At 67.0% G+C, this 18701-nt stretch carries 16 protein-coding genes and 1 tRNA gene; 7 read left to right on the top strand and 10 right to left on the bottom strand.

Annotation, left to right across the window (positions count from 1 at the left end):
- Positions 1 to 23 precede the first annotated feature (23 nt).
- Entirely contained in the window at positions 24 to 1262 is a 1239-nt protein-coding gene (locus G6N67_RS24225; protein WP_197747930.1) for an ROK family transcriptional regulator, read from the top strand.
- 630 nt (positions 1263 to 1892) lie between these two features.
- Here the strand turns inward: G6N67_RS24225 and G6N67_RS24220 are convergent.
- Entirely contained in the window at positions 1893 to 2396 is a 504-nt protein-coding gene (locus tag G6N67_RS24220) for a MarR family winged helix-turn-helix transcriptional regulator (RefSeq protein ID WP_036428266.1), read from the bottom strand.
- Positions 2397 to 2454: 58 nt separating this feature from the next.
- Here G6N67_RS24220 and G6N67_RS24215 point away from each other — a divergent pair, with 58 nt between their 5' ends.
- A complete protein-coding gene (locus tag G6N67_RS24215) occupies positions 2455 to 2883 on the top strand; it encodes an ester cyclase (protein WP_036428268.1) in 429 nt (142 codons plus the stop codon).
- Here G6N67_RS24215 and G6N67_RS24210 read toward each other — a convergent pair.
- On the bottom strand, positions 2872 to 3756 hold the full coding sequence (locus G6N67_RS24210) for a helix-turn-helix transcriptional regulator (RefSeq protein WP_036428270.1): 885 nt from the start codon (positions 3754 to 3756) through the stop codon (positions 2872 to 2874). The genes G6N67_RS24215 and G6N67_RS24210 overlap by 12 nt on opposite strands.
- A 156-nt stretch (positions 3757 to 3912) precedes the next feature.
- Between G6N67_RS24210 and G6N67_RS24205 the strand changes: the two genes are divergently transcribed.
- Positions 3913 to 4689, top strand: coding sequence for an SDR family oxidoreductase (locus tag G6N67_RS24205; protein ID WP_051578414.1), 777 nt, complete (start codon positions 3913 to 3915; stop codon positions 4687 to 4689).
- Positions 4690 to 4703: 14 nt separating this feature from the next.
- Positions 4704 to 5438 (top strand): SDR family oxidoreductase, encoded by a 735-nt coding sequence (locus tag G6N67_RS24200; RefSeq protein ID WP_036428272.1) that lies wholly within the window; start codon positions 4704 to 4706, stop codon positions 5436 to 5438.
- A 228-nt stretch (positions 5439 to 5666) separates the two neighbouring features.
- On the opposite strand, the gene G6N67_RS24195 is transcribed toward G6N67_RS24200, so the two are convergent.
- The 4 genes from G6N67_RS24195 to G6N67_RS24180 form a co-directional block, all read right to left on the bottom strand.
- Positions 5667 to 5740 (bottom strand) — tRNA-Met (locus G6N67_RS24195).
- 87 nt (positions 5741 to 5827) lie between these two features.
- On the bottom strand, positions 5828 to 7222 hold the full coding sequence (locus G6N67_RS24190) for an FAD-binding oxidoreductase (RefSeq protein ID WP_036428274.1): 1395 nt from the start codon (positions 7220 to 7222) through the stop codon (positions 5828 to 5830).
- A 161-nt stretch (positions 7223 to 7383) separates the two neighbouring features.
- A complete protein-coding gene (locus G6N67_RS24185) occupies positions 7384 to 10392 on the bottom strand; it encodes a UPF0182 family protein (RefSeq protein WP_036428275.1) in 3009 nt (1002 codons plus the stop codon).
- 97 nt (positions 10393 to 10489) lie between these two features.
- Positions 10490 to 11524 carry a YlbL family protein gene (locus G6N67_RS24180; RefSeq protein WP_036434162.1) on the bottom strand — a complete coding sequence of 345 codons (1035 nt, stop codon included), beginning with the start codon at positions 11522 to 11524 and terminating at the stop codon, positions 10490 to 10492.
- Between the two features lie 91 nt (positions 11525 to 11615).
- On the opposite strand from G6N67_RS24180, the gene G6N67_RS24175 reads away from it, so the two are divergent.
- The 3 genes from G6N67_RS24175 to G6N67_RS24165 are packed head-to-tail and all read left to right on the top strand — an operon-like array spanning position 11616 to position 15288.
- Positions 11616 to 13004, top strand: a complete 1389-nt coding sequence (locus G6N67_RS24175; protein WP_036428276.1) for a zinc-dependent metalloprotease — start codon at positions 11616 to 11618, stop codon at positions 13002 to 13004.
- 58 nt (positions 13005 to 13062) lie between these two features.
- Complete coding sequence (locus G6N67_RS24170; RefSeq protein ID WP_036428277.1) at positions 13063 to 13911, top strand: bacteriocin biosynthesis cyclodehydratase domain-containing protein; 849 nt, start codon at positions 13063 to 13065, stop codon at positions 13909 to 13911.
- Positions 13912 to 13953: 42 nt separating this feature from the next.
- A complete protein-coding gene (locus tag G6N67_RS24165) occupies positions 13954 to 15288 on the top strand; it encodes a macrolide-binding ATPase MABP-1 (protein WP_036428278.1) in 1335 nt (444 codons plus the stop codon).
- On the opposite strand, the gene G6N67_RS24160 is transcribed toward G6N67_RS24165, so the two are convergent.
- The 4 genes from G6N67_RS24160 to G6N67_RS24145 are packed head-to-tail and all read right to left on the bottom strand — an operon-like array spanning position 15289 to position 18679.
- Positions 15289 to 15723: a cupin domain-containing protein gene (locus G6N67_RS24160; RefSeq protein WP_036434165.1), complete on the bottom strand. Its 435-nt coding sequence runs from the start codon at positions 15721 to 15723 to the stop codon at positions 15289 to 15291.
- Between the two features lie 19 nt (positions 15724 to 15742).
- On the bottom strand, positions 15743 to 16963 hold the full coding sequence (locus G6N67_RS24155) for an FAD binding domain-containing protein (RefSeq protein WP_051578415.1): 1221 nt from the start codon (positions 16961 to 16963) through the stop codon (positions 15743 to 15745).
- Entirely contained in the window at positions 16956 to 17945 is a 990-nt protein-coding gene (locus G6N67_RS24150) for an amidohydrolase family protein (protein WP_036428280.1), read from the bottom strand. The genes G6N67_RS24155 and G6N67_RS24150 overlap by 8 nt, the downstream gene beginning before the upstream one ends.
- Entirely contained in the window at positions 17942 to 18679 is a 738-nt protein-coding gene (locus G6N67_RS24145) for an ABC transporter ATP-binding protein (RefSeq protein ID WP_036428282.1), read from the bottom strand. The genes G6N67_RS24150 and G6N67_RS24145 overlap by 4 nt, the downstream gene beginning before the upstream one ends.
- Positions 18680 to 18701: the final 22 nt, after the last annotated feature.

Raw genomic sequence — 18701 nt, 5'->3', positions numbered from 1 at the left:
CGATCACGACGGAGGAGATGGCGTTGGCTGGCCAGGTAGCGCGGCAAGCCGGGACACCGGCGAACATGCGTGCGCTCAACCAACGGCTGGTGCTCGACCGGCTGCGCCATCACGGTGAAGCAACTCGGCCCCAGATCGCCGCTGACACCGGACTGTCCAAACCGACCGTGGGGCAGGCACTTCTGGATCTGGAACAGCACGGATTGGTGCGTGCGATCGGGCACAGCGCTCCCCGGCCGGGCCGCGCCGCGGTCGTCTACCGGGCCGCACCCGAGGCCGGCCACATCGTCGGCGTCGACATCGGCAGGCGGGTCTTGCACGCGGCCGTGGCCGATCTCGACGGCACCGTCGTCGCCCGGCACGAACAACCGAATCGCAGCCGGTCGGGTTCGACACTGCTGCGCGGGGTCGCCGAATCGGTTCAACGCGTCGTGGCAGACGCCGGGTTGGCGCCGGACGACATCGTCGTGACCGTGCTCGGAACGCCGGGCATCCCCGACGTCGCCGCGGGCAGCATGTACCGCGCGCCGAACCTGCCCGGGTGGGAACGCCCCGGGCTCCTCCACGAGTTGGTGACCGTGCTCGGAGCTGACGGCTCGCAGATACTCGTCGAGAACGACGCGAACTTGTGCGCCGTCGGCGAGTATGCGCGCGGAGCGGCACGTGACGTCGACGTGGTGGCGTGCGTGACCGTCGGCACCGGCATCGGTTTGGGGATCCTGGTCGGGGGCAAGCTGTTTCGCGGCGCACACGGCGCGGCGGGTGAGATCGCCGACCTACCCTACGGCACCGTCCCCGCCGGGGTGACCGCGCACCGGCCCGGACCGGTCGAAGTCGTCGCGGCCGGGCAGGCGATCGTCGCGGCGGCTCATCAAGCCGGACTGGAGGTTTCGACAGCCAAGGCCGTATTCGACCTCGCCCGCGCGGGCGACCACCGCGCATCGCGTGTCGTCGCGGGCGAGGCGTCGAAACTGGCCCACGTCGTCTCCGTGGTGACCGCCGTGCTCGACCCCGGCGTGATCGTGCTTGCCGGCGGCATCGGTCGCAACGCCGACCTGCTGTCCGAACCCATGCGCCGGGAACTGGCCGCGGCGATCCCGAAGGTTCCCGAGGTCGTCGGCGGCCAACTCGGCGACGACGCAGTTCTGGTGGGCGCCATCACCATTGCGATGGACACCGCCTGGGATCTGGTGTTCGAACGCCGCGTACTCGGCCGATCGGCGAACGAAGCGCCAGGGGATCCTAGAACGGCTCCGAGGTGATCTCCAACCACGCCTGGAATTCCCTTTGCTCAAGCCTTCTTTGCGCTCGTTCGGCATGCAACCGACTGACGAAGACCCGCATACCTTTCGAGGTTGTCGACGGCGAGGTGCGGTAATTCGGTCGCGGGCCACCGATTCCAAGGTGTTGCGAAGGCTCGGCGTCGGATCGGTGGGTCACTCCCTGACTGCGGGCTGTACGCGCCCGTCTGACCAAGGTGCGCCGTGCGATGACGAACACTGCCGGCAGCACCGCCACGATTCCATATGCCGCATTCAGCATTGTTCGGCCCTTTCACGCGTTGCTTGACAACAACCACGGTCGTCGCCTGCGGGGCGAGGGGCCATCACTCCCGGATTGATGTATATCGCGGAGTGGATGTAGCGCTAGGAGAATCGTGCGTGTGGCGGCGGGTGGTCGCGCTGATGGAACGAGATGCGAACTGACAGCAGAGGCCCAACAGACACGCATTTTTGATGACACGTCAGCAAAAATGCCTGCGATTGGGTAGGGTCAGGCGGGTGAAGATCGTGACGATCGGTCGAGGTCAGGTGGGTCGAGGTTGCCTGTCCCACCGCAGATCCCGGACAGTTGGTGGCCAAACGGGTACTGCGAATCACGCCGGCCGACCGTCAATCGCGGCCGATATGACCGCCGTCTTCCGCGATCTCGGCCGTGTACTGCCGGATCGCGATCAGCATGCGATCCAACATGCCTCCCAACGCATCAAGCTCGTCGTTGGAGAGCGGCGCGAAGAACAGCTGCCGCACCAACGCAACATGATTGGGCGCGGCGCGCTCGATGGTCGCCCGGCCGGCGGGCGTGAGGCGCACAACCGAACCGCGCGCGTCGTCTTCGTAGAGGTCGCGAGCGACCAAGCCCCGCTTGACCATTCGGGTGACCTGATGCGAGGTGCGGCTGCGGTCCCAGCCCAGTGCGGCGCCGAGATCTTTGGTCCGCAATCGCCCGTCCGCAGCCTCCGACAACGGCACCATGACGGCGTAGTCGGCCGCCGAAATACCCTGCTGCCGCGACAGCTGGAGGTGAAACGCGGCCTGCAGCTCCCGCCGAACATCGCGGTAGGACTGCCAGATTCGCGCCTCCCGTTTAGACAGCCACCCAGACCTTCTCGCCACAGCGTCCAAGCTAGCAGGACGTATCCCGTAATCAGCGGCAACAGAAAGGCAGCTATCGATGACCGATCCTGATACCCCCGACGCTCTCAAGGCGGTGGTTCGACGCAACACCGAGGAGGTCCAGGGCAGAGGCGATTTCGCGCTCTTCGACCAATTGTTCGCTGACGACTTCGTCGACCACACCCCACAGCCAGGAACCACGCCCGACAAGGCCGGCGTTCTGGTGCTTTATCAGCGGCTACGCAATGCGTTTACCGACTTCCATCCCGAGATTCACTGGCAGACTGTCGATGGCGACATCGTGACCACCTACAAGGTCTACCACGGCACGCACAACGGTGAATTTCTCGGCATCGCCCCTACCGGTAAACGCATTCAGTTCGAGACGGTCGACGCGATGCGTGTGCGCGACGGCAAGATCACCGACCACTGGGGCGTCGCCAACCTCTATTCCGTTCTTCAGCAGCTCGAAGCGCTACCGACCTGATCGCGTGGACGGCTCTACGTGACGCTCACCGTCGTGCCAATTGGCCAACAGCCGCAGTGAGGTCTCGTCGGGGGAGCCAGGTTCGGTCGTGTAGACGATCAGCACCTGGTCCGGGTCGCCGGAAGGGTTCAGCGCCTGATACTGGACGGTGAGGTCGCCGACCAGCGGATGATGATAGGCCTTGGTTCCGGTGGTCCGGCGTTCGACGTTATGGTTCGACCACCATTTGCCGAACTCCACCGATCGGATGGACAGTTCCCCGACCAGGGCCGACAGCTTCTCGTCATCGGGGTAGCGGCCGGCATCCAACCGCAGCATCGCCACTGTGTCGGCCGCCACCTCCGCCCAGTCGGCGTACAGCTCGCGGGCGTGTGGGTCTAGGAAGACGAAGCGGGCTTGATTTCGCAGCGGGGCAGGCAGTTCCCGGAACTCGGTGATCAACGCACCCGCCAATCTGTTGTGCGCCAGCACGTCCAGCCGCCTGCCGAGCACGAACGCCGGCGAGGACACCTGGTCGAACAGCTCTAACAATCGCAGGGTCGCCACGTCCACCGACTGTGGGCGGGGACGTCGTTTGCGTTGCGTGTCTTGAGGCTTGGCAAGCAGGTGCAAATGCTGGCGTTCGACGTCGTTGAGATGCAACGCGGTCGCCAACGCGTCGATCACATCGGCAGACGCGCTACGGCTGCGGCCCTGCTCCAAGCGCGTGTAATAGTCCACGCTGACCCCGGCCAACCTGGCCAGTTCCTCGCGGCGCAGGCCCGGCACACGCCGACGCGCTACCGGCCCGTCCAGCCCGACATCCTGCGGGGTGAGCCGCGCACGTCGCGCACTGAGGAATTCGGCCAGCTCGGTGGGCTTCCGATCGCTCATAGCAGCCAGTCTGCCGCGCCGCATCCCTTTCGTGGCCCCTCATGGTGGCCCAATCTGTCCCCCGATAAGCCGGGCAGGCCTGACCGCGCAACACCGCCTCTCGCTGCTGTTGTCTCGGATGCGCATCCCCAACAGATCTCGAAAGGAACGAAACCCATGTCTACCGTGATCTCCTCGACACCGTTGACCGGCCGCATCGCCGTCGTCACAGGGGCCTCCAGCGGTATCGGTGAAGCCACCGCATTCCGGCTCGCAACTCTGGGAGCCACCGTCGTCGCCGCGGCCCGCCGAGCAGACAAGCTCGACGCGCTGGCAGCGCGTATCACCGCCGGTGGTGGCACCGCGCTGGCTCTGCCCCTCGATGTCACCGACCGGTTGGCCGTCAATGCCGCAGCCGAGCACATCGCCGAGCAGTTCGGCCCGGTCGATCTGGTGTTCAACAACGCTGGTGTGCAATTGGTCTCACCGATCGAAGACGTCAAATTCGACGACTGGCAGCAGCAGATCGACCTCAACATCACCGGTGTCATGAATGTCATCGGCGCGTTCGTTCCGCAGCTCATCGACTCAGCGGCCCGCGGCAAACCGGCGGACCTCATCACCACGTCCTCGATCGCGGCCACCCGCGTACTGGAGAAGTTCTCGGTGTACTCCGGGACAAAGGCCTACGTCAGCCAACTCACCAGGCTGCTGCGCGTGGAGCTCGGCCGAAAGATGGTGCGGGTGTCGACCGTCGAGCCGGGAATGGTCGATACCGAACTGCCCGACCATGTCACCGACCCCGACGCGAGCCGGTTGATGGCCGACCTGATCAACGACATCGACGTCCTCACTGCCGCCGACGTTGCCGAAACGGTGGCCTACATCGCCGCAGTGCCGCGGCACGTCAACCTCACCGAAATCACGATCCTGCCCACCCAACAAGCCATCTAGTCAGAAGGAAAACCATGCCCACGAACCCGAAGACCATCCTGATCACGGGAGCCAGCAGCGGTATCGGCGAAGCCACGGCACTGCGTCTGGCCGAAGACGGCCACCGACTCTTCCTCGGCGCTCGACGTACCGAGCGGCTCGAATCCCTGGTCCACCAGATCGAGTCGGCCGGGGGCACCGCGTCGTTTCGACGGCTGGACGTCACCGAGGCCGCCGACGTCCACCAGTTCGTCGGTGACGCGGTCAGCACCTACGGCGGGGTCGACGTCATGATCAACAATGCGGGCGTCATGCCATTGTCGGCGTTGGCCGAATGCAAGGTCGACGAATGGAACCGGATGATCGATGTGAACATCCTTGGTGTGCTCCACGGCATCAGCGCCGCGCTGCCCGCCATGCAGGCCCAGGGTGGCGGTCACATCGTCAATGTTGCTTCCATCGGCGCGCACGAAGTGGAACCGACCGCGGCTGTCTACTGCGCAACCAAGTTCGCAGTGTGGGCCATCTCCGAGGGGCTGCGCAAAGAACACCCGGGCGATATCAGGGTGAGCGTGATCTCTCCCGGAGTCACCGAATCCGAACTTGCCGAATCGATCTCAGATCCTGCTGCCCGTGATGCCATGCACACCTACCGCGCCCTGGCCATCCCCGCCTCGGCGATCGCCGATGCCATCGCCTTCGCTGTCGGACAGCCTCCCACGGTGGACGTCAACGAAATCATCGTGCGCCCAGCCGCCAGTACCCATTGATCATCGTCAACCGAAATGAAGCGCCCCCTACCAGAAGAACCTCAGATGCCAGTTCAGCCCCTGGCGACCGTGATCCCGGCCATGCGGGCGACGGCAAGCGCTCGCCCGCTTGAGCACGGAGCGCCTCGAGTTCGTCTTCTCGGTATCGCACCGACGAATACGACTCGCGCGTTCTCACCCGCATAGAAAATGGCCCCCGGAGTCTCCTCCGGGGGCCATTCTCGCTAGTAGCGGGGACAGGATTCGAACCTGCGACCTCTGGGTTATGAGCCCAGCGAGCTACCGAGCTGCTCCACCCCGCGTTGGTGAACTCAAGGTTACCGGGGCGGTTGGCCGTGTTCCAAATCGTCTGCTCAGAGGCGGTTTTTGGGCCAATTCCGGGCGCACGATCACGCCACGAACCGCACCACCTGACCGCATCGGAACACCCCGGCCGGGTCATGCCGGTCGCCCAGCGCGGCCAGCCAGTAGCGGGTGTCCTCGTCGTAGACGCGGGTGGCGCGTCCGACGTCGTCGGACGGTGCGAAATTGGGCATCTGGCCACCGGTGGACCACGGCGCAAGCGCGTCGGCGAGGGCGGCGGCCTGGGTGCGCACCGCATCGGCGACGGGCGGTACGGGAACACCGATGATCGTCACCGCGTGGGTGGCGTCGCGGTGGCAGAACGCGCTGCGATGCTGGGGCTCACGCGCGAAAGCGCCGCCGAGCATCCGGACCTCCACGAGGGTCTGCACCGACCCGGAGTCCGGCCCGGCTGCCGCCAGGATGGCGTCCACCGCTTCGGGGCTGAGATCCCGCAGCAGCGCCTGATGTTCGTGGATCGGCATCGGTTCGGGCGGGTCGGCGTGCACCGCCCCGATCGCCGAGTATGGGTGCACTGCGACGGTGTCGAGCACCGGCTCGGCCACCGCGCGCATCGGTTCCAAAAGCCTTTGCGCTTCGGCGAAATCGCCGACCGCCGCATAGCGGACGGCTACGGTGAGCCGGCCCGCAAGGGGTTCGGGCACGCCGGGCAGCGCAGGCAACTGCTGCAGTGCGATCGAGGTGTTGACGCTCTCGGGCAGGCCGGCACTGAAAGCGGCCCAGCCGCGCAGCACCGCAGCAGCATCGGTGCCGTCGAAATACAGTGCACCACCGTAGAATTCGGCAACGGGCAGCAGGTCGATCTCGACGGCGGTCACGATACCCAGCGTCGCCTTGCCACCGCGCAGGCCCCAGAACAGCTCGGCGTTCTCTTCCGGTGTGGCGCGCTTGAGCTCCCCCGCCCCGGTCACGAGTTCGAACGACCGCACGTGATCGGAAGACAGCCCGAAGGTGCGCACCAGCGGCCCGATGCCGCACCCGGTGAGAAAGCCGACGACACCGACATTGGGTGCCGAGCCGCACAACCCCGCCAAGCCGTGCGGCGCGGCGGCGTCCAGCACGTGCTGCCATCTGGCGCCGGCCGCGACCCGCGCCGTGCGGCGCTCGGGATCGACTGTGCAGCTCGTCATCTCCGACGTCACCACCAGGATGGTGTCGCGGTCACAGCCCATGGCGCCGTGACCCGTGGCCTGCACGCTGACGCGCAGTCCGCGGTGTGCGGCGAAGCGCACGGTGTTGGCGACGTCGTAGGACGATGCGGCCAGCACGACCGCCGCGGGCTGCACGCTTGCGGCGACATTCCATGGCGTGGCGCGCTCGTACCCGGGTTCACCGGGCAGCGCGACAGGGCTCGCGACGTACTCGCGCAGGCCGGCCAGCGCGTCGGCCAGTCCGTCGTGGGAAACGTCGGTCAGGGTCATCGGGATCCTTTCAGCAGGCAACGATGCGCACAGCATCACCCGGACCGCTTGGCGTGCACTTGGTGCCCAGCTCAAGACCCCTCAGCAGGACCGCCAACAGACGCGTAGGTACCCCAAATGGCGCGAAATGGGGTACCTACGCGTCTGCTCGGCGGGGAAGGTTACTTGGCGCTGTCGTACTTGTTCATCGCGTCGTTGAGGCGCTGCAACGCTTCGCCGTACTTGCTGAAGTCACCGCTCTGCTGCGCATCGCGGAGCCCCGTCATGGCCGACTGGATCTCCTGCAGCGCAGCCGCTTTGGCTTGCGACAACTGCACGGGCCCGCTGGGCGGCACCGCGGCCGGAGGCTGCGCCTCAGGGGCGCTGCCCGCCTGGTTGGCCGGCGGCTGTCCCGCGGGAGGTTGCGCGGCCTGCGGCTGCCCGGGAGCGGGCGGTTTGCCGTCGGTCGGCGCGACGTTGGTCGCCGTCGCACCAGCACCGGCACCGAAGATCTCGGTGAGCGCATCGCCGACTGTCGGGCCGTATCCGACCTTGTCGTTGTACATCATCGCCACGCGGATGAGCCGCGGGTACGACGACGCCGCGTCACTGCTGCCCGGCGAGGCGTAGACCGGTGCCACGTAGAGCAAGCCGCCGTCGGCCACGGGCAAGGTCAGCAGATTGCCCCAGCGGATCCGGTTGGTGTTGTCCCGCCCGATCACGCCGAGATCCTGGGACACCGCGGTATCGGTACTGATCGCGTTGAACGCCAGTTTGGGACCGTTGACCTGACCCGGAATGGTCAGCACCGTGATCTTGCCGTACGTCGACGGGTCGGAACTCGCGCTGATGTAGGCGGCCAGGAAGTCACGGCGGATCCAGTTCATCGCACTGGTCAACTGGAACGACGCCGAGCTGTCGTTGCTCGCCAGATCCTTGGCGACGATGTAATACGGCGGCTGGTAGCTGCTGGCCGTCGGGTTGGGATCCAGTGGCACGTCCCAGAAGTCGGCGTTGGTGAAGAACTTCACCGGATCGTCGACGTGGTACTTGGCCAGCAGTGCGCGCTGCACCTTGAACAGATCCTCGGGGTAGCGCAGGTGCGCCTGCAGCTCCGGGGAGATGTCGGCCTTCGGCTTGACGGTGTCGGGGAACACCTTCATCCACGCCTGCAGCACCGGATCGGTCTCGTCCTGCGCGTAGAGGGTCACGGTGCCGTCATACGCGTCGACCGTGGCCTTGACCGAGTTGCGGATGTAGGACACCTGCTTGTCCGGCGCAAGCCGGTTGACCGCAACCTCATTGGAATCCGCGGTCGCGCTCGACAGCGTCGTCAACTCCGAATACGGGTAGTTGTCCAACGTGGTGTAACCGTCGACGATCCACACCATGCGCTTGTTCACGATCGCCGGATAGACGCTCGTGTCGGTGGTCAGCCACGGCGCCACCGCTTCCACGCGCTTGGCGGGATCGCGGTTGAACAGGATCTTGCTGTTCTCGCCGATCACGTTGGACAACAGGAAGTTCCGCTCCGCGAACTTGGCCGCGAACACCGCGCGCGCCAGCCAGTTGCCGACCGGCACGCCGCCGGAGCCCGAGTAGGTGTAGTTCTTGGTCTCGGTGTTGGTCTCGTAGTCGTATTCGCGATCGGCGTCGCCGTTCTTGCCCACGATCGCGTAATCGGCAGCCGTGTTGGCGATCACCGGACCGAAGTACACCCGAGGCTGATCCAGTGGCGCGGGCCCGGGCGACACCACGCCGCCGTTGGCACCGACGACGCTGGCCAGGAACTCCGGGTATCCGCCGTTCTGGTTGGGGTCGTTCGCGATACCGCGCACCGTGTTGGCCGGCGACGCGATGAAACCGTTGCCGTGGGTGTAGACGGTGTGCCGGTTGATCCAGTCGCGCTGGTTGTCGATCAACCGGTCCGGGTTGAGCTCACGCGCGGCCACCACGTAGTCCCGCAGGTTGCCGTCGGGGCCGACGTAGCGGTCCATGGCCAGCTGCTCGGGGAAGAAGTAGAAGTTCTTGCCCTGCTGGAACTGCGTGAACGCGGGGCTCACGATGGTCGGGTCGAGCAGCCGGATGTTCGACGTGGTCGCCCGGTCCGCGGCGACCTGGGCTGCCGTGGTCTGACCGGAGTTCTCGTAATTGCGGTACGTCACCGAGTTTTCGGTCAACCCGTACGCCTGCCGGGTCGCCACGATGCTACGGCTGATGTACTCGCTTTCCTTCTGCGCGGCGTTGGGCTTGACGCTGAACTGCTCGACGATCAGGGGCCAGCCGGCGCCCACCACGAGCGAGCTCAGCAGCAACAGCACCACGCCGATCGCGGGAATCCGCAGATCCCGCAGCACGATCGCGGAGAACACCGCGACGGCGCAGATCACCGCGATGGCAAGCAGGATCAGCTTGGCCGGCAGCACCGCGTTGATGTCGGTGTAGCCGGCGCCCGTGAACGGTTTGGCGGCGCGGGTGTTGCTCAGCAGCTCGTAACGGTCGAGCCAGTAGGCCGCGGCCTTGAGCAGGATGAGAACGCCCACCAGAGAGATCAGCTGGATGCGTGCAGGCCGGCTCAGTGCCCCGCTGCGGCCGGACAGCCGGATGCCGCCGAACAGGTAGTGGCCCAACAGGTTCGCGATGAACGCCAGGAAGGTGGCGACGAAAAGGTACGTCAGGATCAGCCGGTAGAACGGCAGGTCGAAGGCGTAGAAGCCCAGATCGCGGCCGAACTGCGGGTCAGTGATGCCGAATTCGCCGCCGTGCAGGAACAGCTGGATCCGGACCCAGTAGCTCTGCGCGACGATCCCGGCCAGCAGCCCGATGAAGATCGGGATACCGATACCGAACAGCTTCAGCCGCGCCATCACCGTGGTGCGGTACCGGGCCACCGGATCGTTGGGCCCGGCCGTCGGCACGAACACCGGACGCGTGCGGTACGCGAGCGCCAGGCCCGCGAACACCACGGCACCGATGACCAGTGCGACCGCCACGAACACAATCAGCCGCGTCGCCAGCACCGTGGTGAACACCGACCGGTAACCCAACTCGCCGAACCACAACCAGTCGACGTAGGCGTCGACGAAGCGCGGGCCGATCAGCAACAGCAGCACCACCACCAGTGCCAGTCCGATCAGAACCCGGCTGCGTCGTGTCAGCTTCGGCATCCTCGCCGTAGGCCGCATACCCACTCGTCCACTCCAGTCTGGGTGCTCAGAATCGGCCTGCCGGGGCTCGGCCTGCCTTGATTTCCCCCAACTCTAGCCATCCGGCACCGCGGCGGGCGCCTCAGCAGTGCGGAGGTTCGCCACCAGCGGAAAGTGTGTGCAGCGCGTCGACCGTCTGCGTCAGGGTTTCCACCCGCACCAGCTGCAGCCCGTCCTGCGGCGCCGAGCGGGCCTCGGTGCAGTTATCAGCCGGTACCAGGAACACCGTCGCGCCGGCTTCGTGAGCGGCCAGGATCTTGTGCGTGATCCCGCCGATCGAGCCGACCTTGCCGTCACCGGTGATGGTCCCGGTGCCCGCGATGAACTTGCCGTCGTTGAGATCGCCCGTGGTCAGCTTGTCGACCACGGCGAGGCTGAACATGAGTCCCGCCGACGGGCCACCGATGTTGGCAAGGTTGAAATCGATGTCGAACGGCGCCCACGGCGCGTCGAGCACGCCGACGCCCAGCACGCCGTAGTCGCGGTCCGGGCTGTCCCCCAGAGTGATGGTGGCGGTGCCGGCCGGCGCATTCTTGCGGCGGAAGTCGATGACGATGTCGTCGCCGGGCTTGGTGGTCTTGAGGATCGTCTGGAATTCGTCGAGGTTGGCCACGGGCTTGCCGTTCACGCCGTCGATGGCGTCGCCGTCCTGCAGCTTGCCTGCCGACGGCCCAGGATCGTTGACGCTCTGCACCGTGACCGCCATCGGGTACTTCAGATAGGACAGGGCCGCGTACTCGGCGTTGTCCTCGGAGTTCTTGAAGTCGGTGTTGTTGGCCTCGTCGACCTCATCCTTCGACTTGTCGGGCGGGTACACCAGGTCACGCGGCACCAGCTGCTCGCGACCCGACATCCACAGCGTGAGCGCCTGGCCGAGCGTGAGGCCGTCGCGCTGCGACACCGTCGTCATGTTGAGGTGCCCCGACGTCGGGTGGACTATGGAGGCCCCGCCGTCGGTCTTTATATCCACGACCTGTTTGCCCTCGACCTCGCCGAGCGTGTTGAAGGTCGGACCCGGGCCCAACGACACGAAGGGCACCTTCACCACCGAGAGCAGCACGCCGAACGCCAGAATCGGCACCAGCGCGACCAGCAGCGTCAAAATCCGCCTGTTCACGCCGCCCACAGTAAAGCCTGCACTCGGGAGTTCACTTACAGCGTGACCCGCGTGGCCACACGGCCACCCCGTGATGAGTACCGTTGGGGGCATGGCTGACCTGCCCTTCGGCTTCTCCGCCGGGGACGACCCCGACCGCGACAAGCCCAAAAAGGATCCCGATTCGTCCGGCTCGTCCGGCTCCGGCCCGGGGTCGGACCCGTTCGGCTTCGGCGCGGGCGGCGGCAACTTCGACATGGGCGATCTCGGGCAGATCTTCACCAGGCTGGGTGAGATGTTCAGCGGCGCAGGCAGTGCGATGGCGGGCGGCAAGCAATCCGGCCCGGTCAACTACGACCTGGCGCGCCAACTGGCGTCCAGTTCGATCGGATTCGTTGCGCCGGTCCCGGAGAAGACGACCGGAGCCGTCGCCGACGCCGTCCGGCTCGCCGAGACCTGGCTCGACGGCGTGACGCCGCTGCCCGCGGGCACGACCAAGACCGTGGCGTGGACGCCCAGTGACTGGCTCGACAACACCCTCGACACGTGGAAGCGGTTGTGCGATCCGGTGGCCGAGCAGATCTCCACGGTATGGGCCTCGGCGCTGCCCGAGGAGGCCAAGAGCATGGCGGGCCCGCTGCTGGCGATGATGTCGCAGATGGGCGGCATGGCCTTCGGTTCGCAGCTGGGCCAGGCGCTCGGCAAGTTGTCGCGGGAGGTTCTGACCTCCACCGACATCGGCCTGCCGCTGGGGCCCAAGGGTGTGGCGGCGCTCATGCCCGAGGCCATCGAGACGTTGACCGAAGGCCTGGAGCGGCCGCGCAGCGAGATCTTGACCTTCCTGGCCGCGCGCGAAGCCGCGCATCACCGGCTCTTCAGCCACGTGCCATGGCTGTCGAGCCAGCTCTTGGGCGCGGTCGAGGCGTTCGCCAAGGGCATGAAGGTCGACATGTCCGGCATCGAGGACTTCGCGCGGGGGTTCAACCCGGCGTCGCTCGGCGATCCATCGGAGATGGAACAGCTGCTCAACCAGGGCATTTTCGAACCGAAGGCCACTCCGGAGCAGGAGGCCGCACTCGAACGGCTGGAAACCCTGCTCGCGCTCATCGAAGGCTGGGTGCAGACCGTGGTCACCGCGGCGTTGGGTGACCGCATCCCCGGCACGTCGGCACTGGCCGAGATGCTGCGCCGCCGCCGCGCGACGGGCGGACCCGCCGAGCAGACCTTCGCGACCCTCGTCGGCCTGGAACTGCGGCCCCGCAAGATGCGGGAAGCCGCCGTGCTGTGGGAGCGGCTGACCGACGCCGTCGGGCAGGATGCCCGCGACGGTGTGTGGCAGCACCCGGACCTGCTGCCCAGCGCGAGCGATCTCGACGAGCCGGCCGCCTTCATCGACCGGATGATCGGTGGCGACACCAGCGACATCGACACCGCCTTCGAGCAGGCCATCGCCGACCTGGAGAAGGAACAGCGCGAGGACAAGGGCGACGAAGAGAAGTAATCGTCACCCCTGTGGATAACTGAAGCGGGGCTCCCGCCGACCGTGGCAGAGTTCTTCCATGACGCGGTACGTGCTCACGGCCGGGCGACCGGTGCTGCTGCGACCGGACGGAGCGGTGCAGGTCGGTTGGGATCCGCGACGTGCCGTGCTGGTCACGCCGCCGGACGGGATGACGCAGGCCCAGCTCGGCGGTCTGTTGCGGATCCTGCAGAACGGCGCAACGCGTGACGAATTGTCCACCGCGGCAACCCGATTCGGCCTGCCCGAGGACGACGGCGCCGTCGACCTGCTGTTGGCCGCGCTGACCGACGCGAGCCTGCTCGACATCGCGACGGGCCGCGCGGCAAGGTCCGCATCGATCCGGGTGCACGGCACCGGCCCGCTGTCCGAACTGTTGGAGAACGCGCTGAAGTGCTCGGGCGCGCGGGTACGCCGGGCCGCGAAACCGTACGCCGCGGCGCTGCCGGTCCGCACCGACCTCGTGGTGCTTGCCGACTACCTCGTGACCGAACCTCGCGTGGTGCGCGAACTGCACCGGGTCGGCGTCGCGCACCTGCCGGTGCGGGTCCGCGACGGCATCGGCCTGGTCGGCCCTCTCGTGATCCCGGGGGTGACCAGCTGCCTGCAGTGCGCCGACCTACATCGCAGCGACCGCGACGAGGCCTGGCCTGCCGTGGCCGCGCAGCTGAGGGGAACGGTCGGCAGTGCCCCGCGCTCGACCATCCTGGCCACCGCGGCCCTCGCGCTGAGTCAGGTTGACCTGGTGATTCGCGCGGTCGGCCACAGCGGCGACCCGCGCGGTGCGCCCGCGCCGCCGCCCACCCTGGACACCACGCTCGAGCTCGATGCCGACGGCTACTCGATCAGTGCCCGCCGGTGGACCCGTCACCCCGCCTGCTCGTGCTGAAAACGAATGTTGCCAGTTAAATGTGGAGCGTTCAGCGGCGTCGTGGATGATGGTCTGGTGGCTGACATCAAACGCGGGAGCGTTGCCCGTAACGCGAAGCTGGCGAGCCTGCCCGTCGGCATGGCGGGCCGGGCTGCGTTGGGCTTCGGCAAACGGCTGACCGGCAAATCCAAGGACGAGGTCACCGCTGAGCTGATGGACAAGGCAGCGCAGCAATTGTTCACCGTGCTCGGTGAGCTCAAGGGCGGCGCGATGAAAGTCGGCCAGGCCCTGTCGGTGATGGAGGCCGCCATCCCCGAGCAGTACGGCAAACCCTATCGGGAGGCGCTGACCAAGCTGCAGAAGGACGCTCCGCCTCTGCCCGCGGCGAAGGTGCACCGCGTTCTCGACGCCCAGCTCGGCACCAAGTGGCGCGAACGCTTCGCGTCGTTCGACGACACCCCGGTGGCGTCGGCCAGCATCGGTCAGGTGCACAAGGCGGTCTGGTCCGACGGCCGTGAGGTCGCCGTGAAGATCCAGTACCCGGGCGCCGACGAGGCGTTGCGCGCCGACCTCAAGACCATCCAGCGCCTGGTCGGCGTGTTCAAGCAGCTCGCGCCGGGCGCGGACATCCAGGGCGTGGTCGACGAGCTGATCGAGCGCACCGAGATGGAGCTGGACTACCGGCTCGAAGCCGACAATCAGCGCGCGTTCGCCAAGGCCTACCGTGACGACCCGCATTTCGCGGTGCCCGCCGTGATCGCCAGCGCGCCCAAAGTCGTGATCGCCGAATGGATGGACGGCATCCCGATGTCGGTCATCATCCGCGAGGGGACGCCCGAACAGCGCGACCTGATGGGCACCCGGCTGACCGAACTGACCTTCGGCGCGCCCGCGCGGCTGGAGATGATGCACGGCGACGCCCACCCCGGGAACTTCATGCTGCTGCCCGACGGCCGGATGGGCGTGATCGACTTCGGCGCGGTCGCCCCGCTGCCCGGTGGGTTTCCGCCGTCGCTCGGCAACACGATCCGGCTGGCGCGTGACAAGAACTACGACGAGCTGTTGCCCGCGATGGAGAACGCCGGTTTCATCCAGAAGGGCCAACAGGTTTCGGTGCAGGAGATCGACGACATGCTGCGCCAGTACGTCGAGCCCATCGAGGTGGATGTCTTCCACTACACGCGGCGTTGGATCCAGCGGATGGCCGCGGGACAGATGGACAACTCGGTGGCCCAGATCAGGACTGCCCGCCAGCTCGATCTGCCCCGCAACCTCGCCATCCCGCTGCGCGTGATCGCCTCGACCATCGCCATCTGCTGTCAGCTGGACGCCCACGTGCCGGTCAAAACCATTGCCACAGAACTGGTTCCCGGCTTCGCCGAGGAAGCCGCCTAGCTATAGCGGCAGCGGCGCGTTGGCCGAGTCGAGGTGTTCGACCGTGGTGAAAATCAGCTCGGCCGCCCCGACGTTCTCGATGTCGTGCAGTAGGAACTCGCCCTCGGCGAAGGTGAAGTGCCGCGTTTCACCAGCCTTGTAGGACACCTCGCGGGTGGTGCCGTCGGCGGTGTGCTGGCGGCTGCTGCCCGCGGTCACGGCGGTCCAGAAGTAGTCGAGCACATGCCGGTGTGCGTGAAACCGCTCCCCCGGCGCCAGCCGGATCTCCCAGACCCGGACCCGCTCACCGGCGCTGAGCAGCCGGGATCCCACGTGACCGTCGTGCGCGTGCTCCTCGAACTCGGCGCGCAGGGCGGGCGTCCACCCCTCGAAATCGGTGCCGACGAGCGTGCCCGCCAACGGTGCATCGGTGAGGTATTCGCGTGTGCTGGTCATCATTTCATCCTCTCGTTGGTTATCTGCCCGGCCCGTACAGACCGAACCTCAGCGCGGGATCGCCCGGCGTCCATGTGCAGTCGACCTGCGAGCGGGTGCCCATGGCCTGGACGCGCTCGAGCAGGCGCTGCCCGAGCTCCAGCTGTCCGGGCTCCCATTTCGCGAGGGCCTCCGCGATATCACCGGAATCGGCCAGCGCGTCGAACAGCGCCCATGCGTTTGCGGCTGCCTTTGCGGTGCCCGCCGCGGCATGCGGGCGTGCCGCGCTCGCGGCGTCGCCGATCAGCGCCACCCGGCCCAGCGCCATGCGGTGGGCACCCGCGTCGTAGACCGCCTGCAGGTAGGGCTGTTCGGTGCGCAGCACCACCTCAGCCGCTGCCGGGGCCAGCAATTCAGCTGCCGCAGTGCGCATCTCGTCGACAAAACGATCCTGTACCTGCCCGGGATGCAACGACACCTTGGTGGCGAAACCCCGCGTGTCGGTCATCAGTTCGTCGAGCTCGTGTCCTTCTGCCACATTGCGGTACCAGACGTAGTTGAGCAGCCGCTCGCCGACCGCGAGCCCGCCGTCGGGCGACGGGATCGGGTAGACGATGATGTGGGTGTGCGGCGCGACGCTGTAGGTGATCGAATCATACAGCAGCTCAAAAGTTTCCCTCGACACCTCGCTCTCGGGCACGGTACCGCGCCACCCGACGTAGCCCGCGTAGGTCAGCTCGGTCTTCGGTGAGATCCGCCGCCGGCTCGGTGAACTGATGCCGTCGGCGAACACCACGAGGTCGCCGCGTTCGCGCCGACCGGACGCGAACCGAACCTGGACCCCGTCGGCGTCCTCGTCGAAACCGGCCGCGTATTCCCCGAGGTGATAGTGCTCAGTACCGAAGTCGGCCAGCAGGGCACGGTAGAACGTGCCCCAGGACGTGTAGCTCCAGGGCGCGGCCTCGCGGTGGATCACCCCGTTGCGCCCGTCGAGGTACTGGACGTAATCCGTTGACGTGCTGACCTGTTCGGGATGCTGCTCGCTGCATTCGGCGAACCAGCGCAGCGTGTCGGGCTGCAGCACGATCCCGCCGCCGCGATGCTCCAGGGCGGTCGGGGTGCGTTCGAACACCGACACGTCAAAGCCCAGGCGGCGCAACAGCAGCGCTGTTGTCAGGCCACCGATCGAACCCCCGATCACCAGGGCCCGGTGGCCGCTCCAGTCGTGCCGGGTTGCGCCCCGGTCGATGTGCTCAGGCATGTGTTTCTCCTTCGTCGAGGCCGAGGAACCGGCGTGCGTTGGCTTCGAGGGCCGCGTCGGTGAGGCCTTCTGCGTGCGGCAGCGCCAGCGGTTGGGTGACGCCCATGTCGAACGGGTAGTCGCTGCCGCACATCAGGTGCCCGGGATCGGCGTGGGCGCGCAGCAATTGCAGGGTCGGGCCGTCGTGAGTGAGGGTGTCGAACCACAGCAGGCCGAAACCTTGCACCGGCGCTGGCGATGCCGCGCTGCGCACATCCGCGCGCTGCTCCCAGCCGTGCTGCCACCGCCCCAGCAGTGCGGGCGCGCAGCCGCCGCCGTGCAGCAGGCAGATCCGCAGCTCCGGCAGCGCCGCGAACACGTTGCCGAGTAGCAAAGAAGCTGCCGCCGTGGCGGTCTCGGTCGGGTTGCCGATCAAGTTGGCGAGGTAGTACGACGCCCATTCGGCGCGGGGCAGCTGCATGGGGTGCACCAGCACCGCCAGGCCGCGGTCCGCCGCGATCTCGACGACCTGCCGCAACGGTCCGGTATCGAACGACGTCGCGCCCACCAGCGGCGGCACCGCGATGCCGCGGATCACGCCAGATGCGACCAGCGAATCCATCTGTGCGGCAGCCGCGTCCGGATCGTGCAGTGACACCAAGCCGAGGCCGAGCAGCCGTCCGCCGCTGTCGCGGCACACCCTCGCGAGATCGTCGTTGAACGACCCGACATATTCGGCGACACCGGTGCCGTCGACGACCGGGAAGGCAAACGGCGGCGCGGACAACACCCGCACACCGAGCCCGGCGTTGTCGGTGTCAGCCAGCACCCGCGCGGGGTCGGTCATGGCCTCGGTCTCGATGGACAGGGGCAGGTCGCCGAGGTGCAGTTGGCCGTCGCGGCCGTTGAGCGCAGGCAGTGGCGAGCCCGGCGGCAGGCCGAACAGGTGCTCGGGCAGCCAGTGCGCGTGAATGTCGATGGCGCCGGACCGAAGCGGGCTCATGCCGCGGCCTCCAACGCCTCGAAACGCGCGAGCACCTCGGCCTGCAGCACTGCCACCTCCGGATCAGAGGCACGGCGCGGTCGGGGCAGGTCGACGTCGATGATCTCGTGGATGTGTCCGCCGGGCGCCAGCACCACGATCCGGTCCGAAAGCTGGACGGCCTCGGTGACGTCGTGTGTGACGAACATGACCGTGCGACGCGTCTCCAGCCAGATGCGTTCCAGGTGCTCCCGTAACGTGCGCGAAGTCATGGCGTCGAGGTGACTGAACGGCTCGTCCATGAGAAGCACATCGGGCTCGACGGAGAACGCCCTGGCGATGCCGATGCGCTGTTGTTGGCCGCCGGAAAGCTGTGCGGGAAAACGTTCGCCGACGTGCCCGAGGCCCACCAGGTCGAGATAATGCTGGGCGCGCTGCTGCCAGCCGTCGCGTTCCCGTTGGACGAAGCCGAGGTTGCCCATCACGGTTCGCCACGGCAGCAACCGCGGATCTTGGAACACGTAACCGACGCGGGCGTCGCGCTCACCCGAACGCAGCCGTACGGACCCCGATGTGTGCGTCTCGATTCCGGACACGATGTTGAGCAGCGTCGTCTTGCCACTGCCCGATGGCCCGACGACCGATACGAAGGTCTCGCCCGAGATGGTCAGGTCGATGCCCGCGAGCACGCGAGTCCGGTTGCCGTGCCGGTCGTGGAAATCCTTGACCAAGTTGTCGATTTCGATAGATGCCATAGTGTTTCTCGCTCTCGTGGGG

The sequence above is a fragment of the Mycolicibacterium mageritense genome (genome assembly GCF_010727475.1).
Lineage (GTDB): Bacteria > Actinomycetota > Actinomycetes > Mycobacteriales > Mycobacteriaceae > Mycobacterium > Mycobacterium mageritense.
Note: the sequence above shows the minus strand (reverse complement) of the source record. Positions and strands in the feature narration are given on the sequence as shown.

Coding starts and splice junctions, on each gene's coding strand:
- G6N67_RS24215 (WP_036428268.1), top strand. CDS start 2,455: ATGACCGATCCTGATACCCCCGACGCTCTCAAGGCGGTGGTTCGACGC.
- G6N67_RS24150 (WP_036428280.1), bottom strand. CDS start 17,945: ATGAGCCCGCTTCGGTCCGGCGCCATCGACATTCACGCGCACTGGCTG.
- G6N67_RS24145 (WP_036428282.1), bottom strand. CDS start 18,679: ATGGCATCTATCGAAATCGACAACTTGGTCAAGGATTTCCACGACCGG.
- G6N67_RS24210 (WP_036428270.1), bottom strand. CDS start 3,756: ATGAGCGATCGGAAGCCCACCGAGCTGGCCGAATTCCTCAGTGCGCGA.
- G6N67_RS24155 (WP_051578415.1), bottom strand. CDS start 16,963: ATGCCTGAGCACATCGACCGGGGCGCAACCCGGCACGACTGGAGCGGC.
- G6N67_RS24190 (WP_036428274.1), bottom strand. CDS start 7,222: ATGACCCTGACCGACGTTTCCCACGACGGACTGGCCGACGCGCTGGCC.
- G6N67_RS24200 (WP_036428272.1), top strand. CDS start 4,704: ATGCCCACGAACCCGAAGACCATCCTGATCACGGGAGCCAGCAGCGGT.
- G6N67_RS24170 (WP_036428277.1), top strand. CDS start 13,063: ATGACGCGGTACGTGCTCACGGCCGGGCGACCGGTGCTGCTGCGACCG.
- G6N67_RS24205 (WP_051578414.1), top strand. CDS start 3,913: ATGTCTACCGTGATCTCCTCGACACCGTTGACCGGCCGCATCGCCGTC.
- G6N67_RS24160 (WP_036434165.1), bottom strand. CDS start 15,723: ATGACCAGCACACGCGAATACCTCACCGATGCACCGTTGGCGGGCACG.
- G6N67_RS24175 (WP_036428276.1), top strand. CDS start 11,616: ATGGCTGACCTGCCCTTCGGCTTCTCCGCCGGGGACGACCCCGACCGC.